Annotated in this window: 16 protein-coding genes; 11 read left to right on the top strand and 5 right to left on the bottom strand. The window is 62.4% G+C overall.

The window, feature by feature from the left end:
• Positions 1-17: 17 nt before the first annotated feature.
• Both ACQI46_RS14470 and ACQI46_RS14465 read left to right on the top strand, forming a co-directional pair.
• Positions 18-410, top strand: a complete 393-nt coding sequence (locus ACQI46_RS14470) for a holo-ACP synthase AcpS (protein ID WP_197420393.1) — start codon at positions 18-20, stop codon at positions 408-410.
• Positions 411-436: 26 nt separating this feature from the next.
• Entirely contained in the window at positions 437-1,774 is a 1,338-nt protein-coding gene (locus ACQI46_RS14465) for a dipeptidase (RefSeq protein WP_427094693.1), read from the top strand.
• Here the strand turns inward: ACQI46_RS14465 and bcp are convergent.
• Positions 1,771-2,244 carry a thioredoxin-dependent thiol peroxidase gene (gene bcp, locus ACQI46_RS14460; protein WP_427094692.1) on the bottom strand — a complete coding sequence of 158 codons (474 nt, stop codon included), beginning with the start codon at positions 2,242-2,244 and terminating at the stop codon, positions 1,771-1,773. The two genes, ACQI46_RS14465 and bcp, sit on opposite strands and share 4 nt — an antisense overlap.
• 98 nt (positions 2,245-2,342) lie before the next feature.
• Here bcp and ACQI46_RS14455 point away from each other — a divergent pair, with 98 nt between their 5' ends.
• Together ACQI46_RS14455 and ACQI46_RS14450 are read left to right on the top strand one after the other, a co-directional pair.
• Positions 2,343-2,567 (top strand): DUF3618 domain-containing protein, encoded by a 225-nt coding sequence (locus ACQI46_RS14455; protein ID WP_427094795.1) that lies wholly within the window; start codon positions 2,343-2,345, stop codon positions 2,565-2,567.
• Positions 2,568-3,077: 510 nt separating this feature from the next.
• Positions 3,078-3,455, top strand: a complete 378-nt coding sequence (locus ACQI46_RS14450) for a hypothetical protein (protein WP_427094691.1) — start codon at positions 3,078-3,080, stop codon at positions 3,453-3,455.
• A gap of 589 nt (positions 3,456-4,044) precedes the next feature.
• Here ACQI46_RS14450 and ACQI46_RS14445 read toward each other — a convergent pair.
• A complete protein-coding gene (locus ACQI46_RS14445) occupies positions 4,045-4,311 on the bottom strand; it encodes a hypothetical protein (protein ID WP_427094690.1) in 267 nt (88 codons plus the stop codon).
• Positions 4,312-4,742: 431 nt separating this feature from the next.
• Entirely contained in the window at positions 4,743-5,948 is a 1,206-nt protein-coding gene (locus tag ACQI46_RS14440) for a hypothetical protein (protein ID WP_427094689.1), read from the bottom strand.
• 410 nt (positions 5,949-6,358) lie between these two features.
• On the opposite strand from ACQI46_RS14440, the gene ACQI46_RS14435 reads away from it, so the two are divergent.
• The 7 genes from ACQI46_RS14435 to ACQI46_RS14405 all read left to right on the top strand — a co-directional run bounded on the left by ACQI46_RS14435 (position 6,359) and on the right by ACQI46_RS14405 (position 13,866).
• Positions 6,359-6,664, top strand: a complete 306-nt coding sequence (locus ACQI46_RS14435) for a hypothetical protein (RefSeq protein ID WP_427094688.1) — start codon at positions 6,359-6,361, stop codon at positions 6,662-6,664.
• Positions 6,661-7,494, top strand: coding sequence for a hypothetical protein (locus ACQI46_RS14430; RefSeq protein WP_427094687.1), 834 nt, complete (start codon positions 6,661-6,663; stop codon positions 7,492-7,494). The genes ACQI46_RS14435 and ACQI46_RS14430 overlap by 4 nt, the downstream gene beginning before the upstream one ends.
• A gap of 261 nt (positions 7,495-7,755) precedes the next feature.
• On the top strand, positions 7,756-9,885 hold the full coding sequence (locus tag ACQI46_RS14425; RefSeq protein ID WP_427094686.1) for an AAA family ATPase: 2,130 nt from the start codon (positions 7,756-7,758) through the stop codon (positions 9,883-9,885).
• Positions 9,886-10,218: 333 nt separating this feature from the next.
• The gene (locus ACQI46_RS14420; protein ID WP_427094685.1) at positions 10,219-10,734 is read left to right on the top strand and encodes a hypothetical protein; all 516 of its coding nucleotides are present in this window, start codon (positions 10,219-10,221) and stop codon (positions 10,732-10,734) included.
• Positions 10,727-11,527, top strand: a complete 801-nt coding sequence (locus tag ACQI46_RS14415; RefSeq protein WP_427094684.1) for a hypothetical protein — start codon at positions 10,727-10,729, stop codon at positions 11,525-11,527. The genes ACQI46_RS14420 and ACQI46_RS14415 overlap by 8 nt, the downstream gene beginning before the upstream one ends.
• A gap of 51 nt (positions 11,528-11,578) precedes the next feature.
• Positions 11,579-12,346, top strand: a complete 768-nt coding sequence (locus ACQI46_RS14410) for a recombinase family protein (protein ID WP_427094683.1) — start codon at positions 11,579-11,581, stop codon at positions 12,344-12,346.
• Positions 12,347-12,348: 2 nt separating this feature from the next.
• The gene (locus tag ACQI46_RS14405; protein ID WP_427094682.1) at positions 12,349-13,866 is read left to right on the top strand and encodes a tyrosine-type recombinase/integrase; all 1,518 of its coding nucleotides are present in this window, start codon (positions 12,349-12,351) and stop codon (positions 13,864-13,866) included.
• Here ACQI46_RS14405 and ACQI46_RS14400 read toward each other — a convergent pair.
• Positions 13,863-14,750: a hypothetical protein gene (locus ACQI46_RS14400; RefSeq protein ID WP_427094681.1), complete on the bottom strand. Its 888-nt coding sequence runs from the start codon at positions 14,748-14,750 to the stop codon at positions 13,863-13,865. The two genes, ACQI46_RS14405 and ACQI46_RS14400, sit on opposite strands and share 4 nt — an antisense overlap.
• A 21-nt stretch (positions 14,751-14,771) precedes the next feature.
• Positions 14,772-15,683, bottom strand: a complete 912-nt coding sequence (locus tag ACQI46_RS14395) for a hypothetical protein (RefSeq protein WP_427094680.1) — start codon at positions 15,681-15,683, stop codon at positions 14,772-14,774.
• Positions 15,684-15,712: the final 29 nt, after the last annotated feature.

Genomic DNA, 15,712 nt, shown 5'->3' with positions numbered 1-15,712 from the left:
GAGATAGGTTGCTGCCCATGGCCATCGTCGGCATAGGCATCGACCTCGTCTCCATCCCCGAGTTCGCCGAACAGGTGGACCGCCCCGGGACGGTGTTCGCCGAGACGTTCACCCCCGGGGAGCGGCGCGACGCCGCCGACAAGAGTTCGTCGGCGGCGCGCCACCTCGCGGCGCGCTGGGCGGCCAAGGAGGCGGTGATCAAAGCGTGGTCAGGATCGCGGTTCGCCAAGCGGCCGGTGCTGCCCGAGGCCATCCACCGCGACATCGAGGTGATCACCGACATGTGGGGTCGACCGCGGGTGCGACTGTCCGGCGCGGTGGCCGAGCACCTCAAAGAAGTGACGATTCATCTGTCGCTGACCCACGAGGCCGACACCGCCGCGGCCGTCGCGGTCCTCGAGGAGCGCTGAGGTTCGCCGGCGCTAACCTCGTCGGTATGACCGATCTGATCGCCAAGGTCCGCGACGTGCTGCCCTCGGTGCGCGCCGACCTCGAGGACCTGGTGCGTATCCAATCCGTCTGGGCCGACCCGGCACGCCGCCCCGAGGTGCAACACAGCGCCGAAGCGGTGTCGAAACTGTTGGCGCAGGCCGGCTTTGACGACGTTCGCATCGTCGCCGAAGGTGGAGCTCCCGCGGTCATCGCGCGCCACCCCGCGCCTGCAGGTGCGCCCACCGTTCTGTTGTATGCCCACCACGACGTGCAACCGGAGGGTGACGCGACCCAGTGGCACTCGCCGCCGTTCGAGCCCACCGAGCGCAACGGGCGGCTCTACGGCCGGGGCACCGCCGACGACAAAGCCGGCATCGCAACACATCTGGCTGCCTTCCGCGCCCACGGTGGCGCACCGCCGGTCGGTGTAACCGTGTTCGTCGAGGGAGAAGAGGAGTCCGGTTCGCCGTCCCTGTCACGGCTGCTGGACGCGCATCGCGACCTGCTCGCCGCCGACGTCATCGTCATCGCCGATTCGGACAACTGGAGCACCGAGATCCCGTCGCTGACCGTGTCGCTGCGCGGCCTCGCCGACTGCGTGGTCGAGGTGGCCACCCTCGACCACGGCCTGCATTCCGGGATGTGGGGCGGGGTGGTGCCCGACGCGCTCACCGTCCTGGTGCGTCTGCTGGCGAGTCTGCACGACGACAACGGCGACGTCGCCGTCGCCGGACTGCACGAGGCCACCGCAGCCGACGTCGACTACTCCCCGGAGCGGGTCCGGGCCGATACCGGCCTGCTCGACGGGGTCCGCGAAATCGGTTCCGGCTCAGTGGCGCAACGGTTGTGGGCCAAACCGGCGATCACCGTGATCGGCATCGACACCACGTCGATCGCGCAGTCGTCCAACACGCTGATCCCGCGCGCACGCGCCAAGATCAGCATGCGCGTCGCGCCCGGAGGTGACGCCGCCGAGCACCTGGCCGCGCTGACCCGTCACCTGCAGGACCACGCACCCTGGGGCGCCCAGGTCACCGTCACCGCGGGTGATCTGGGACAGCCGTACGCCATCGACGCCACCGGACCCGTCTACGACGCCGCGCGCGAGGCGTTTCGGGAGGCGTGGGGCCACGACGCCGTGGACACCGGTGTGGGCGGCTCGATCCCGTTCATCGCCGAGTTCGCGCGTGCGTTCCCCGAAGCCAAGATCCTCGTCACCGGCGTCGAGGACCCTGACACCCAGGCGCACAGCATCAACGAGAGCCTGCATCTGGGCGTGCTGGAACGCGCGGCGACGGCCGAGGCGCTGCTGCTGGCCGAACTGGCGGAGCGCGGTCGCTAGACCTTCAGGTCGCGCCGCAGCTTGGCCACATGCCCGGTGGCGCGAACGTTGTACTGTGCCACCTCGATTCGACCGTCCTCGTCGACCAGGAACGTGGAGCGGATGACACCCTGGACGGTCTTGCCGTACATCGTCTTCTCGCCGTAGGCGCCCCAGGCTTCGAGCACCGTGCGCTCAGGGTCGCTCAACAGCGGGAAGGTCAGCTGCTCCTTGTCGCGGAACTTGGCCAGCTTCTCGGGCTTGTCGGGGGAGACGCCGAGGACATCGATGCCGGCTTCGTTGAGTTCGGTGAGATTGTCGCGGAAGTCGCACGCCTGCTTCGTGCACCCGGGCGTGGATGCGGCCGGATAGAAGTACACCACCACCTTCCGTCCCCGGTAGTCAGAGAGCTTGACGGTGTTGCCGTCGGCATCCGGGAGGCTGAACTCCGGCGCCTTGTCGCCGGCTTCGAGCCGAGGGGTCTGCGGCATGGTGCGTGTCCTCCGATCTGTCGGCCGGGCGCCGCGATGCGCGCCGGCTGATCTAGGGTAGTTCGGCAGCACTGGTGAACACCGACGTGGAGGCGAACGTGGCGGATCGAGATCCCGACACCATCAAGGCCGAGATCGATCAGGCGCGTGAACAACTGGCGGTGACCGTCGACAGTCTCGCTGCCCGAGCCAACCCGCAACGCGTGGTCGCCGACGTGAAGGCCGGTGTACTGCGGTTCGTCAAGCAACCGCCGGTGGCGCTTTCGCTGGCCGGGGTGGGCGTTCTGGTCCTGCTGTTGAGCGTGCGCTCGCGCCGGGGCTGAGTCAGCGGCGCCGGCTCGCTCGGAGCCAGGACGAGATCGAAAACCCGGGTGGGTTGGCCACCCGACCGAGCCGACTGCAGTTGTGCACTGCGATCGGGCGTTGCCCCGCGCCGCCGTCAATCGGCTCGTCACCGGTGACCGTCGATGGGACCAGATCGCCGCGCCCTGCCATCAGCTAATTTCCTCGTTCCTCGCACTGCGCTCTGTCGACTACTGTCGCGGAGCCCGTCAGCTAACTTCGACCTTAGCACTGCTCCCTGCTGGTACCCAGCGCAACGGGTATTGAATCTCTCATCTCGGCGAAGACCGTTACCGACCGATGCGCCCTTCCGCACTCCCGACGCCTGCGTCGACGTGTGGCTTCCAGCACAGGTGACAGAATTTGCCGACGATAACACGGCATTTCATCGCAGGAGTCAATAATGCGGCCGTGGATGGTCGCTGGCGTCACGACCTGGTCCTTCCTTTACTCTGGCGGCTGATCTTCCCGACGAGCAAAGGAGACACGCCATGGCGTGGTTTCTGGCCCTGCAAGGACCGTCGCAGGCGAGCCACCAGGCATCGGTCTACGAGCTGCAGGACTCCACCGACATAGACCAGCTTGCCCAGGATCTCGTCAGCGCCGTCTCACTGGACAGGGTTGTCCCGGTCCCGGCGATGCTGCCGCAGAACGCCCGCAAGAAGCAGAAGGTCACCCTCTACATCCGGCCGGCGACGTGGGGCATGTGGACCTTCTATGAGTTGTCCGACGAAGACCGCCGCGCCCTGATGCAGCAGAACCCGCTGATGCAGGCCATCCAGCAGCACCAGCGCGAGCACACCCCGCAGGGCGGACCGGCGGTCAATCCGCTGCTGGGGCAGCAGGGTCCGGGTTCCATGCGGATCTGATCCTCCGGAAACAAGAAAACCCCGTTCAGGTGAACGGGGTTTTCTTCGTGTGGTGCGCCGTCAGGGTTTCGAACCCCGGACCCGCTGATTAAGAGAACGGTACCGGCTAATCTCTGGCCTGCGGCGATGATTTGGGCTAGCCCGAATTGATACAGGTCAGAGTAGCATTTGCGTCTGGCTGCGTTCGTCTGGAACCCGTCTGAATCCGTCTCAGTTATCTGTAACTCTCCCACGCGTGGAGACAATGTGGAGACCCTCGAGACGTTTGCTGGTTTCGGGACCACGCGGCGAGCCGCCACAGCGGGTGGCATAAACCGGCGTAATCTACGAGTAGGCCCCTCCACTTGATTTATCGAATGGACGGAACATGCCTCAAAACGATCGATACGCCGAACGCGCCGAACGCTGCATCCAGTGCGGCCACCCCGTACACGTCGTTATCCGAACGTGGACGACGCCGAGCGGCCGATTTCTTAAAGAAAAGGTGATCGAGGCCGACTGCACGAACGGCTGTCTCGGCACCGTCTAGCTGACCGGCGGTTTCGCCGAACTGACCTCTGGCGCTCAACGCAGCGGCTTGGCGTCTACGTCAGCGGCGAACCCGGCGCGCCGATCCCATCTGGCCGCGATGGCCGCGCGTCAAGGCGCGCGCTTCGGCTTTCGCGGACCGCGCGTTGAACGCGGGTGCATTCATCACGGACGTGGGAAACGCCGATGCGCGCAAACTGGTCAGGCGGGCGTGATCGGAGCGCGCTCGCGCGACGTGGGCGCGTTCGATGCGGCGTCGGGTTGGCGCGGTGCGGGTGCGGCTGGCCGGATGGCCTTGGCTCGCGACGGCGACCGCCGCGACGGCCACCACACCCGCCTTGGCGGTCCGCCTCACGGTCGCTGCGGTGGCCCGTCGTGCCCGCTGCCGCCGCAACGCTGCCAGCCTCACCGGATCGGTCGAACCCACTGCCGGGGCAGGCTGAGGCGTTGACGGCGCGCCAGGTGTGCGGGCGAACCGTCCGCGATCGTCTCGCACGTATCGGCGTCGAGAAGTCATCGCAGTCGGTCAACGCCCGCCAACGGCGGGCCGAGGTCCAATGTGGCTCACGTCGGTTGTCGGCGCAGGCGGCGGGACGAACCGTCCCGGCGTGGGCGGTGACACGTCACCGACCGGTCGGCCAAATTCGCTGTCGCGCGTGTTCGGCTGGCGACGTTTCGCGTCGGCCATCGCTGACTCGACCCATTCGGGGATTTGCATGCTCATCGCTGGTGATCCGAATCTGACTGCGGCGATCGGCGCTACTTGATGCCGAACAGTTCTTTGGCCGGCGCGGTGTAGGTGCTCGATGCGGTGACCTGAAGGCAGACCGCCCCGCCCCGCTGCCGCACACCGGTGCCGAAGCTGTGCACGAAAAAGCTTTCTACCAAAGGGAATTCGCGCCAGTTGCCCGGCATCGTCAGCAGTCCTTCGTAGCCTGCGGCTTCGCGCAGTCCGACCACATTGCGTTCCGAGTTCGGGCCACCGGTGGCGACCACCGCCAAATAGCCCTGCGGAATCGTCGGGGTTTCCATGATCCACCCGTAACCGTAGGTTCCCAAAACGTCGTGCCCGTGGTACTCGTCGGGTGCCACGTTGCCGACCACCGACTCACCAGTCCAGAATGGCGGAGCTTTCTTGGAAGCGATGAAATCGTACTTCGCGATCGGTCCGTCTGTTCGGCTTTCCTCACCGGCCCGCCAAGTGGCGATTTTCTCGGCTTCGGCGTGGTTGCACAGCACAATGATCTGAGATCGGCCGTCAATCGCGTAACCCTTCGATCGGATCATGTGATACGCGTCTTCAAGATCCTGAGAATCCAGCGTCGCGTTTTGGGTCGCGATGTAGTGCGACGTGTTGGCCGGGAAGTGGGTTCCCATGAACGGCGGCGGACTGGCGATGCCGTCGTTGCTCCACAATCCGAAGCAGTTGGTTCCGATTTCGTTTTTGCCAACCGTCGGATCAAACAATCGGTGAAGAATCTGGCCGTTGAGGTTTTTATTGTCCGCTTCGAGAATCGAATTCAGGATTCCCTCGACCTGACGGCGATCCATCACGCGCAAGGCTTGCCACGTCAGTGACGATCGCAGCGAATGATGCTTGTAGGTGTACCCGAGCGGCAACGCCTCGGCGGGCGACCCGGCCGACAGTGGCACGCCGAATTCTGTCGCCAATTCGAAATTCGGCGGGGTGATGTTTTGGGCGACAACATCAGCTGCGTTCAAAGTTCGGAAACTCAACAGATCGGCAACTTGGTTGCGTTCGGTGTTGAGAAGTGCCACGGCATCCCGAAAATCGTCCCAAATATCGTTGATGTCGTACCCGTCAGACGTGCGAGAAACCAAAGCATCTGCGGCAGGGACGATCCCATATTGTCCACCGGGAACGGTTCCACCGAAGACAGGTGACAGCGGGATTCCGTCGAGTAATGGGAGTCCGTGGGGATCGTAGGTCAGCGTCGCAATCATTTGTGCCTCACAGTTCAGGGTGCGTTGGGCTCAGCTTACGCGCACGATGACCCGTAAATCGGTTGTGACGCAATCTATTTGCGTGTTTCGACCGTCTGGTTGTGCCTGCGCTTGAGTGAGCCTGGCTGCGTCCACTTCACCGCCGTGTTAACGCCTGTCGCGTGGTCGGCGGTGCGGTTGAGCCGCTGACATGGGACCCGTGAAATCGTCCATTTCAAGTTTCGGAACTGGAACCAATCAGAAATTGCTTCAAGGTTGCATGCTTTCGCTCGCCATTCGAATTCAGATCGAAGCCTACCAGAAGTGTTGCCCAACAGTGACTTTGGCGCCGGTATAAGCCTGGACAGGCCGGGCTTGATGCGCCTAGAATTGCCTTGAAACGGACACCCCCAACCACGCCGGGGCCAGGTGTGGGACTCGACCCGAAAGGGCTTGCAGTGTCCGTTACCAAGGTTGCGCCAGGCGCGCGACGACTTCCCGACGAAATCGAATCGGAGATTCTGAAATATTCTCCGATCGCAACAATTCGCACCGCCGATGCGGCCGTTCAATTCTTCAAAACTCAGCTCGGAACTGACGTTTCGAAATACGGGATAGTGACCGCTGTCGCGAACCGCGAAGTTGAACACGTCAAGCGTGCTGGTTCCCTGTACTTCTCGCCCCGCGCGCTGGTTCGCTGGTTGATGGAAGGTCTGCGAACTGAGGAAAGCGCATGAACGTCTTCAATCCATTCGACCCTGAACTGACCGATGAGCAGCGGGCCAAAGTGCAACGTGACGCCCAACAGCGTCTCATCGAGAGGCGTTGCGAAGAAACGAAACGGCTCGCCGCTCTAGACGCCGACCTCGATGAACGCGTTACGGCGCGGTACCCGGCTGATCGTGACCTGCGCGCACGCGCCAAGCGCATGTTGGCGAAGGCGGTTGCGGTCGCGCAGGGCGTCGATGATCACTCGCCAACTTCTGACCAATTCGAGGCAGCGTTAGAGGCAGCGGAACAGATTGTCGAGGAGTACAAGCGCCGTTTCCTGTCGCGAGACGCGCAAGCGCTTCTAGATGCGGTGGAGGGGCTGCGCGGATTGGGCAGACTTCGTGGGTTTGCGAAGTTCCGGAAGCTGCGCAGAATCGTTGATGACGCTTTCGGGCAATATAACCGGCCTGACGGCTTCGGAGATTCCACCCGCGACCCGATGCGGCAGCTAACGGGCTACACCGTCGAGAGGGTCTTTCCGACTCCGGGCAACGTCCCTGATACCCGTGTGTATGCGATTGTGCCTCGATGGGCGAATATTGAACGAATCCCTGTTTCGACCGCAGATGAATTGCGAAAATTCATCGAAGACACTCAGGCCGAGAGATTCTGCGATTTGACCTTGCGGAGTGGTTTTTGCGATCGCTCGAAAGTGTCAGATAGCGCGGTCCTTCCATTCTTTCAATCTGACGTAATTGTCTGCGTCTCAACCTGCTCAAGTTGTCTAAAAGAATATCTGAAGCAACAAGGGTTCAAGGGCGGCGACATCATCGATCCCGACGATGTGATCGACTAAGACGGGTCTGAATTGCATTGTGTCGCAGCAGGATCTAGGTGGCGCCGCTTCCCGAGGCAGAGCCCCCGGTGCCGTTGACACCCGGTCCGGAGGCTCTGCGTGGCAGCGCTAGCCAATGTCGATGTTACCGCGCGGCGTACACGAATTCGACAACGAAAGCCGCGTAAATTCATATCCAAATGATTGGCGGGCCGACCCCACAAAAGCCGACCCGCCACAGATTCGCCGAAAGAATCTAGAGAAATGGTACCAGCCCGCAAATTGAAACGCCGCACCCTGAATCTTGGGTTTTGCGCGGCAACATCGACCATCGCGCGGGGACCGTTCCCCGAGGCCCACGAGAACAACGCCGTGGGTATTCCCGACGTGACGGGCCTATCGGCTTTGAATGCCGCGCTGGCCTACGCCGACGCCGGTTTGTTCGTATTGCCGGTCGCCACCGGCAAGCATCCCGGATCGGTCGTTGGACGCGACTGGCCCAACTTGAGCACGCGCGACCCTGAACTGATAGAGGCGTACTGGGACCGCACGAACGCGCCAGGTATCGCGATCCACTTGGGTCGGTCCCAACTGGTGGCCGTCGACCTCGATATCGATGCGATACCGGACGAAATGGCGTGGCTCCGAAAAGGTCTGTTTCAGTCCTCGCGGGGAGGTCGCGGCGAACGCGGACATTACGTCTTTGCTACTGCCGAGACGTTCCGCAATGTCGATGTGAAGCTGTGCGACGGAAACAAAGTCGGTGACATCAAAACCGGCAACGCGGTCATCATGGCCGAACCGTCAGCCCACCCAAAAGTCGATGACGGTGGCGCGTACATCTGGCAGACAACCGGCGAAGTGCCCGACCTACCCGCCGAAGGGTGCACGGCCTTGGCCGTACTTTCCACCAGGGCGGGTGGTGCTGATGATCGCCCACTGCCGGTAAGCGACGAAGCCGTCACATCTTGGTGCGAGCGCCACACCGAAGAACGTGATCCGTGGCGACGAAAGACGTTGCGTGACAACTATGCCAAACGTGTCGAACGCGGCGAAAGCCGACATGACGCGATGATGGCCGTTCTCGGATGGGCGGCACGCGAAGTCGCGCCCGGACTGATCGCTGCGACCGTTTTCAACGATCTGCACGCCGATTGGAATGCGTCCTATCGCGCAACTGGCAGCGCTCCGAAACGTGGTGACTTCGCCGCAATGCTGCGAACGGCTATTGGTGCAGTCGCACCAGCTGACGACGATCCGGGGCAGATGGCCGATCTGGTCAACCGTGGACGGCGCGACTTTGGCACCGATCACCGCGACAACACCCGCGCAGCGCGTGCGCTCGACGGGTGGCTGTCCGGACTCGACAATGACGACACCGATTCTCCCCAAACTGCCGGCCAAACCCAGATCCGACGAAACGCACCGGTCGATTTGCGCCGACTTCGGACCGAACCAGCGAAACCAGTGCAATGGCTTCTCCCCGACGTTCTGGCGCGCGACAGCTATATATCACTGTCGGCCGCACCGGGTACCGGTAAATCAGTGCTCGCGCGCGGAATCGCCGTCGACGCCTCGCTCGGTCAAATTCACACCGACCACACATCTACCGATCGCCCCGAGCGCTTCAACCCGGCGCGGGTCATCTACCTCGACGCCGAAAACGGCGAGGATTGGTGGCGCGATGGACTCAACGCGATGAACGCGCCATTAGATCTGCCGAATCTGGCCGTGGTGTGTTACCCCGATTTGGCCGGTTTGGATACCGCCAACGGTGCGCGCGAGTTCCTACAGTTAGTTTCCGAACTGTCGAAGAATCTCGGTGGTTGTGATCTGGTGGTGTTCGATACGGTGAGCCGATTCATCGCAGGTGGTGAAAATGACGCAGACACCTGGAGTCAGTTCTATCGCAACGCAATTCAACCGCTACGCGATCAAAAGATCGCCATTCTGCGTCTCGACCATTTAGGCAAAAACGCCGACCTCGGTCCGCGCGGAAGCTCGCACAAACTGTCCGACGTCGACGCCGACTTTCGGCTGACCACGCCGACACCGGGAAGCAACGATCTGGCGTTGACCCTCGGAAAGCGCCGCCGACCGCACTTCGCCGAAACGGTGCGCTTGCGGCGAATCGACAATCCGCTACGGCACGAACACCGAAGCCTGGCCGCTGGGCTGACAACGCAACGGTCAGACGGAACGGTCGCGGCGGTTGATCAGCAAGTGGCCGGTTTAGTGGACGACCTGGACAGTCTCGGCGTTGACCCGACATTGGGCCGTGCGGCCGCGCAGAAGGCGTATGGCGCTGCTGGTGGCACGCTGACCGGTTCCAATCAGCGATGGAACGCAGCGGTCAAAGTGCGCAAGAGCAACGCGCAGGCACAGGCCGGGAACGGTGGTCAGTCGTCGTGATCGGGCTCGAAACGCCGCCCCAAACAGTCCCGAAAACTGTCCTGGCGAAGCCGCGGAACGGGGTTTCTGTCCGGGACAGGTCTGACCTGCGAAAACACTCTTTTTCGGGGTTTGCTGGGACAGGTCGCCGGGACAGCTTTTTGTCCGGGACAGGACAGGACAAACCCAGATTTGCGCTGGTCAGACTGTCCCGGACAGTTTCAGGACAGTCCCGCCACCGGCTCAAGAGGGTCAGCGCCGGTCCCCCCTATAAGGGGGACCGGCTGTCCCGAGCCCCAGACGGATAGACGAGCAGTTGAGCACGGTGTTACGACGCGAACGAAAGGTGACGCGATGACAACCGAAGTGACGGGCGTCGAACGAACAACTGTGAGGGTTCCGCGCTCGCTGCGCTGTCGGGCGTATCGCTGCGGCAACCCGATCGAGACAGCGGGAATGTGTGCAGCCCATCGGCTCGGACTGGCGCTGACCGCTGCAATCTCGGATGCGCTTTTCGCATTCTTGCGTCGCGCACCGATTGCGGCTGAATACGGCCAAGCCGACGCGATACGACAGGCCGGCGAGTGCTTTGCGCGCGGGTTGGCTCTTTTGGTCGGAACGCAGTTTGGCGCCCAAATGGCTTGGAACTGCGCACCGATCACTTACACGGCGGGACGATGGCGCGTCAGATTCTGGTGGGTGGTCACCGACGAAACCGATTTCTGTGGCCCCATCGATTTCGCTGAACCGGGCATGGATGGCGACGACGAAACCGACGAATCCGACGAAGCCGGTGAAGGCGACAACGCCGACGAAGCCAACGACGACAGCGAAAACAAGGGCACCGACGAGAGGATCGGCGATGCGTGAAGCCAACGGCGACAAACCGCATGGACGGTCAGACCTCAAGACAGACCTTGCTGCCGGTGAATTGCGATGCACGGCGCGATCCAAAGCCACCGGGCAACGCTGCAAGCTGCCGCCCATGTTGGGCGGAAACGTCTGCCGGGTGCATGGTGGCGCAGCACCGCAGACACGCGCCAAAGCGCAGCGACGTTTACAGCAAGCCGCCGACGCGCTGGTTCAGCGATTGTTGCAATTCGCGCTCGACGGCGACGTGGACGATCCCACCGCACTACGCGCGATTCGTGATGCCCTCGATCGCGCCGGGTTGACCGCTAAAACCGGGGTCGAAGTCGAGTTGGTCGCTTCGCCGATCCAACAGATTTTCGAGCGATTGGAGGTCGGTGGTTCGCGCGCAGAATGGCGGCGATCGCAGGGCATCGAAGACGACAGTGACCACCCACCCGCCTTGGCGGAATTGGCCAGGCGTGACGATGACGAGCCAATCGACGCGATTTTGGTCGATGTCAGCGACGACTCCTATCGGCCGACACCAGACGACGGTGAACGTCAGCCGTTCGGCCGCTCAGAGGCGGGAACCCAGGTTTCTGGCGGGCCGAACGAGTTCGCGGCGCAATTGGCCGGGGTCGATCTGCCGGTACCCGATGGCGGGCTGGTCACCACCGAGCGCGGCGCTGAGATTGTGGCCGAACTGCGTCGGCGCGCCATCGAGCGTGCTCGCGACGACATGTCGGAGACGCGCCGCGCCGTCGTGCACCGACCGGTGCGCGCCCTTCCACCCGGCCGGTCCGACAGATAGAGTGCATCTAGACCTAAAGGTCTAGCGGCACCGCAGCTAGAAGGGTTTTGAATGGCAGATCGCAAGCGTCGTCTTGTGGCGTATCTGCGCGTCTCCACGATTGAGCAAGCCGCGCACGGTTTCGGGCTGGACTCGCAGCGCGCCGCGATCCGCAGCGCGGCGAAAGCGCTCGACGCCCGCGTGGCGGCGTGGTGCGCCGACGAAGGCAAGTCGGGTGCGCTCGGTGTCGACGCCCGCCCCGGTTTGGCCGAAGCGCTCGCGATGATCGACAACGGCGACGCTGACGGGCTGATCGTGCGCGACCTTGACCGCCTGGCGCGTGAAATCACCGTGCAAGAGGCGGTGATCGGCCATGTGTGGTTGCTCGACCACGCCGGTGTGTTCACTTCTGTTCCGCCGCAAGAGGTTCCGCGCGACGATCCCGACGACCCGATGCGCACCGCCATGCGAAAAATGGCCGGCGTTTTCGGTGAACTGGAACGGATGCTGGTGGCGAAACGGCTGCGCGACGGTCGCCGCGCCAAAGCCGCTGCCGGTGGACACGCCACCGGGGCGACGCCCTACGGGTGGCGATCCGGTAAGCGCAGCGCCGACAACCCCAACGGCGCGCTGGTGCCGGTGCCCGCCGAACAGGCCGCGTTGCGACGCATGACCGAGCTTCGTGATTCGGGAGCTTCCACGCGCGAAATCGCGGCGACGTTGAGCGCCGAAGGGCATCCCACCAAGCGCGGGGGAGCGTGGTCGTCAGCAACCGTCTCGCGCATTCTCAACCGCCAGCCGGCCAAAACAGAAGATGTTTCGCACGAAGGGGTTTCGTGAACATGGCATGGGTCACCGCTGTTGATAGCAACCGGCGCGACGAGCGCGGCCGACCAATGAAACGCTACCGCGTCGAATGGTACGAAGACGCCCGCGACGACGACGGCGCTCCCATCCCGCGATACCCGAACCGGGCCGACAGCCCACCCAAGCGGGTGCGGCGACGAGAAACGTTCGACACCCGCCAAGCCGCCCAAGACCGTGTTGACGAGATCGCGCCCAAAATCGCGCGCGGCCAATCGCCAGCCGCCCAGCGCGACGCCGGAAACCGGCCGCTGTCGCTGTACGCCCAAGCATGGATTGACGGATTGTCAGGTCAGGTGAAGCCGCGCGTTTTGAGCGACTACCAAGCCAACTACCGCCGCTACGTTGGACCGGTTTTCGCCGATCGCGCGGTGGCCTCGATTACTGCAGCCGATGTTCGGCGCTGGCGGGCAGAGTTAATGGCACCGCGCCCACGACCGGCGCACGCTCGGCCAAAAAATGCCGCTGATGCCGATGTCGAGTTGGTGACGTTGAGCCGATCAACGGTGAAACACGCTTTCGAGACGCTGCGTCGAATCCTCGACGTTGCGGTGGTGGACGGCGCGATCACCGCCAACCCGTGTGCGTCGGTGCCGAAGATACGAAACAGCGATCCCGACGCCGAACCGTTTTCGGCCAAACCGCTTTCCGCTGCCGAGATAGCGGCGGTGGCCGACCATATCGGCCGGGTGCAGGGCCACCCGATCTACGGTTTGGTGGTGTTGTTCGCCGCGTTCACCGGGCTACGTGCGGGGGAGTTGGCGGGCTTGAATGTCGGTGATCTGATGTTGCCGCAGATTCCCGGTTCGGCCGGGTCGGTGTCGGTGACGCGAACCCGCCGCGCGGTCAAAGGCGGTTGGGAGACGGGAACGCCCAAATCGGCGAAGTCGCGTCGGGTGGTGCCGATCGACGGATGGTTGGCCGATGATCTGCGCAACTATCTCGCCAACGATCATCCGCACGGCAACCCCGCCTTGGCGGGTTTCGATCCGAACGCCCCGCTGTTTCCCGGTCGATATGGTCGCTCCGAAGCGCTGCCAGAACATCTGCGCCGCGACGAAATCGAGCCGGTTCGGCCGATGATCGTTGACGCTGACGCGCGGTTGAGTCGATCCGGCGCACCGGATCGACGTTTCACCCGTCCCGATCCGCACGCCCCTGCGACCAAATGCGCGCCGTCGCAAGGCTATAAATGGTCGGTTCCGGTCAACCCGGCCGGGATCGCCAAACACTATTTCGACCCCGCGTTGGCGGCACTCGGTTTGGGCCATGTGCGTTGGCACGATCTGCGGCACGCTTTCGCCGTGATGAGCTTGTCAGCGGGGGAGCACTATATGAGCGTTTCCAAGATGCTCGGTCACGCTTCTTTCGTGACAACGCTCACCGTCTACGCCGACTACATCACCGAAGGCGACGGCGGCAAGGCTGCGCCGCTGCGTCGCCCGACCGCTGGCGGGTTGAGCGCGAACGTGGTTCAGATGCGTAGACCGGGTTAGGGCTGTTTACTTCTAAACATGGTGTAAACGATGTATAGGTGATCGGATGGATTGTTCCACGTGAAGTTTATCCGCTTACCGACTCCATCAAGATTCCATTCAATGTAGTCAGGACGTTCGACGCAACCGCGGAACCAGTTCTTGACCCCATTGGCTTCTGTATAACCACGGTAAATCGGAAGAACCGACAGCCCAAAGCTGAAGCCGTTGAGTTCGACAATACCGCCGCCAAATGTATGATCAGCGATGCCACTGCCGGGTAATTTATCCGAATTCCAAAGAATGGGATAAGCGCCCCAAAAATCCGTGAGAGTGTGTTCGAGTTTCGTAAACGGATCGAATTTCAAGCTCTCGTTCTTCGGATCACCGGCGACGCACAGCCCCAAACCCTTCGGCCAGACCTGTTTCCCCAAGAGGTAGTCGATTGCAGCCGGCGGGATCGGACTGTGGATCTTTCCCTGATTCGCTGAGAAGGCTTTACCTGCGGCGTGATTGAGCAGCAGTTTTAGTGCCCAACGCTCGAAGTTGTCACCCGAAATCGTGATTTCTTCGGGTCCGCCCCACTCACCTGCGCCGCCCAAAAAATCTAGTGCGATCCGTCGAACGAAGGTCGCAAACTGCAGCGCTGCCGCGTCGGTGCCACTCAAAGCAGTATTGTGATTGACGCACAACGCATTGACAACGAAGTTCTTAGGGCTTACGCCCTTCGGGATGCCGAAACCGTGATTGTGCATGATCTTCACTTGCGGATCATCGAAGGTGTAAAGCTTGATCATCGAATGAGAGAAATAGTGCTCGCCGGAGATCTTTTTGGAACATCCCCCATGCAGGTTGGCGTAACACTTGGGATGCTGAAAGTTAGGATCGGCGTTCTCAGCGGTCATACGTATTCTCTGTTCTATTAATCAATCTCGAGTTTCGCCCGCTTGCTCCGGCGGGTGGTATCCCTGCCTACGTGCCTCTAGCAAGTTCATGATTCGGCGGTTCTCAGCTTCTTGCGCTTCTGCGGCCTGTCGCCGGTATTCGCGCTCGCCATCGTCGCCGCTGCCGTAGATCCATACACCACCGTGCTCGGTGCCGAAGTTGCGAACCTCTTTGTAGATCTTCGCCAGTGCATCGTTCTGCGTCGAAAGCTTCTTTTCCAGCATCTTCGTGAGATCGTGGACCGTCTTGATGTCGACCCATGTCGTGCCTTCACGTTGGTCGAAATCGAGCACAGACGGCGTTTCGTGGCGGCGCTTGCGACTGTCCGAATAGCTTACGGTCGCGCTGTGTTTGCTTGTGGGCGTGAGTCTTTGAACGTCACCATCGCTGAACCCGTCAATACCGATCCGCTGTTGAAGCTGACGCTTGTGCTGATTGCGCTGCGGCGCTGAATCCCAAACGGTTCGCCATTCTTGGCCAGGTGCCAAGATCGGCATATCAGGGATCGGCACAGCTGCCAGTTGGTCACCGGTTTGAAGGTTCGGCGTCGATGTGATCGGCGGGTCTACGTCGACATGTACGGCATAGGCCGGGGTCGTGCCGAAGTTCTTTAGAACGATTTCCAAGATGTTGGGAACGTCCGAATTCGGCTCGCTGTACAGGACCACGTTCGGCTGTGCCTGTTCTTCGCGGGTGCGCCGCGCTTCGTCCACCTGATGTTTGGCGTAGCGACCGGCGACGGCGACTGTCGCGATTCCGACGAGAACCGCCACCCACGCCGCGAGCGCTGACCAGAAATCCGACGATCTGCCGACAAGGTTCATGACGATTGGATCGAGTCGGCGGGTCATATCGAGCGCGGAGAAGCCGCCGAGGATGAGCAGAACGACCATCGGCCACCACTGCGAGAACTTCCGTGTCA

The sequence above is a fragment of the Mycobacterium sp. SMC-4 genome (assembly GCF_050205565.1).
Lineage (GTDB): Bacteria > Actinomycetota > Actinomycetes > Mycobacteriales > Mycobacteriaceae > Mycobacterium.
This window is presented reverse-complemented; position numbering and strand designations above follow the sequence as displayed.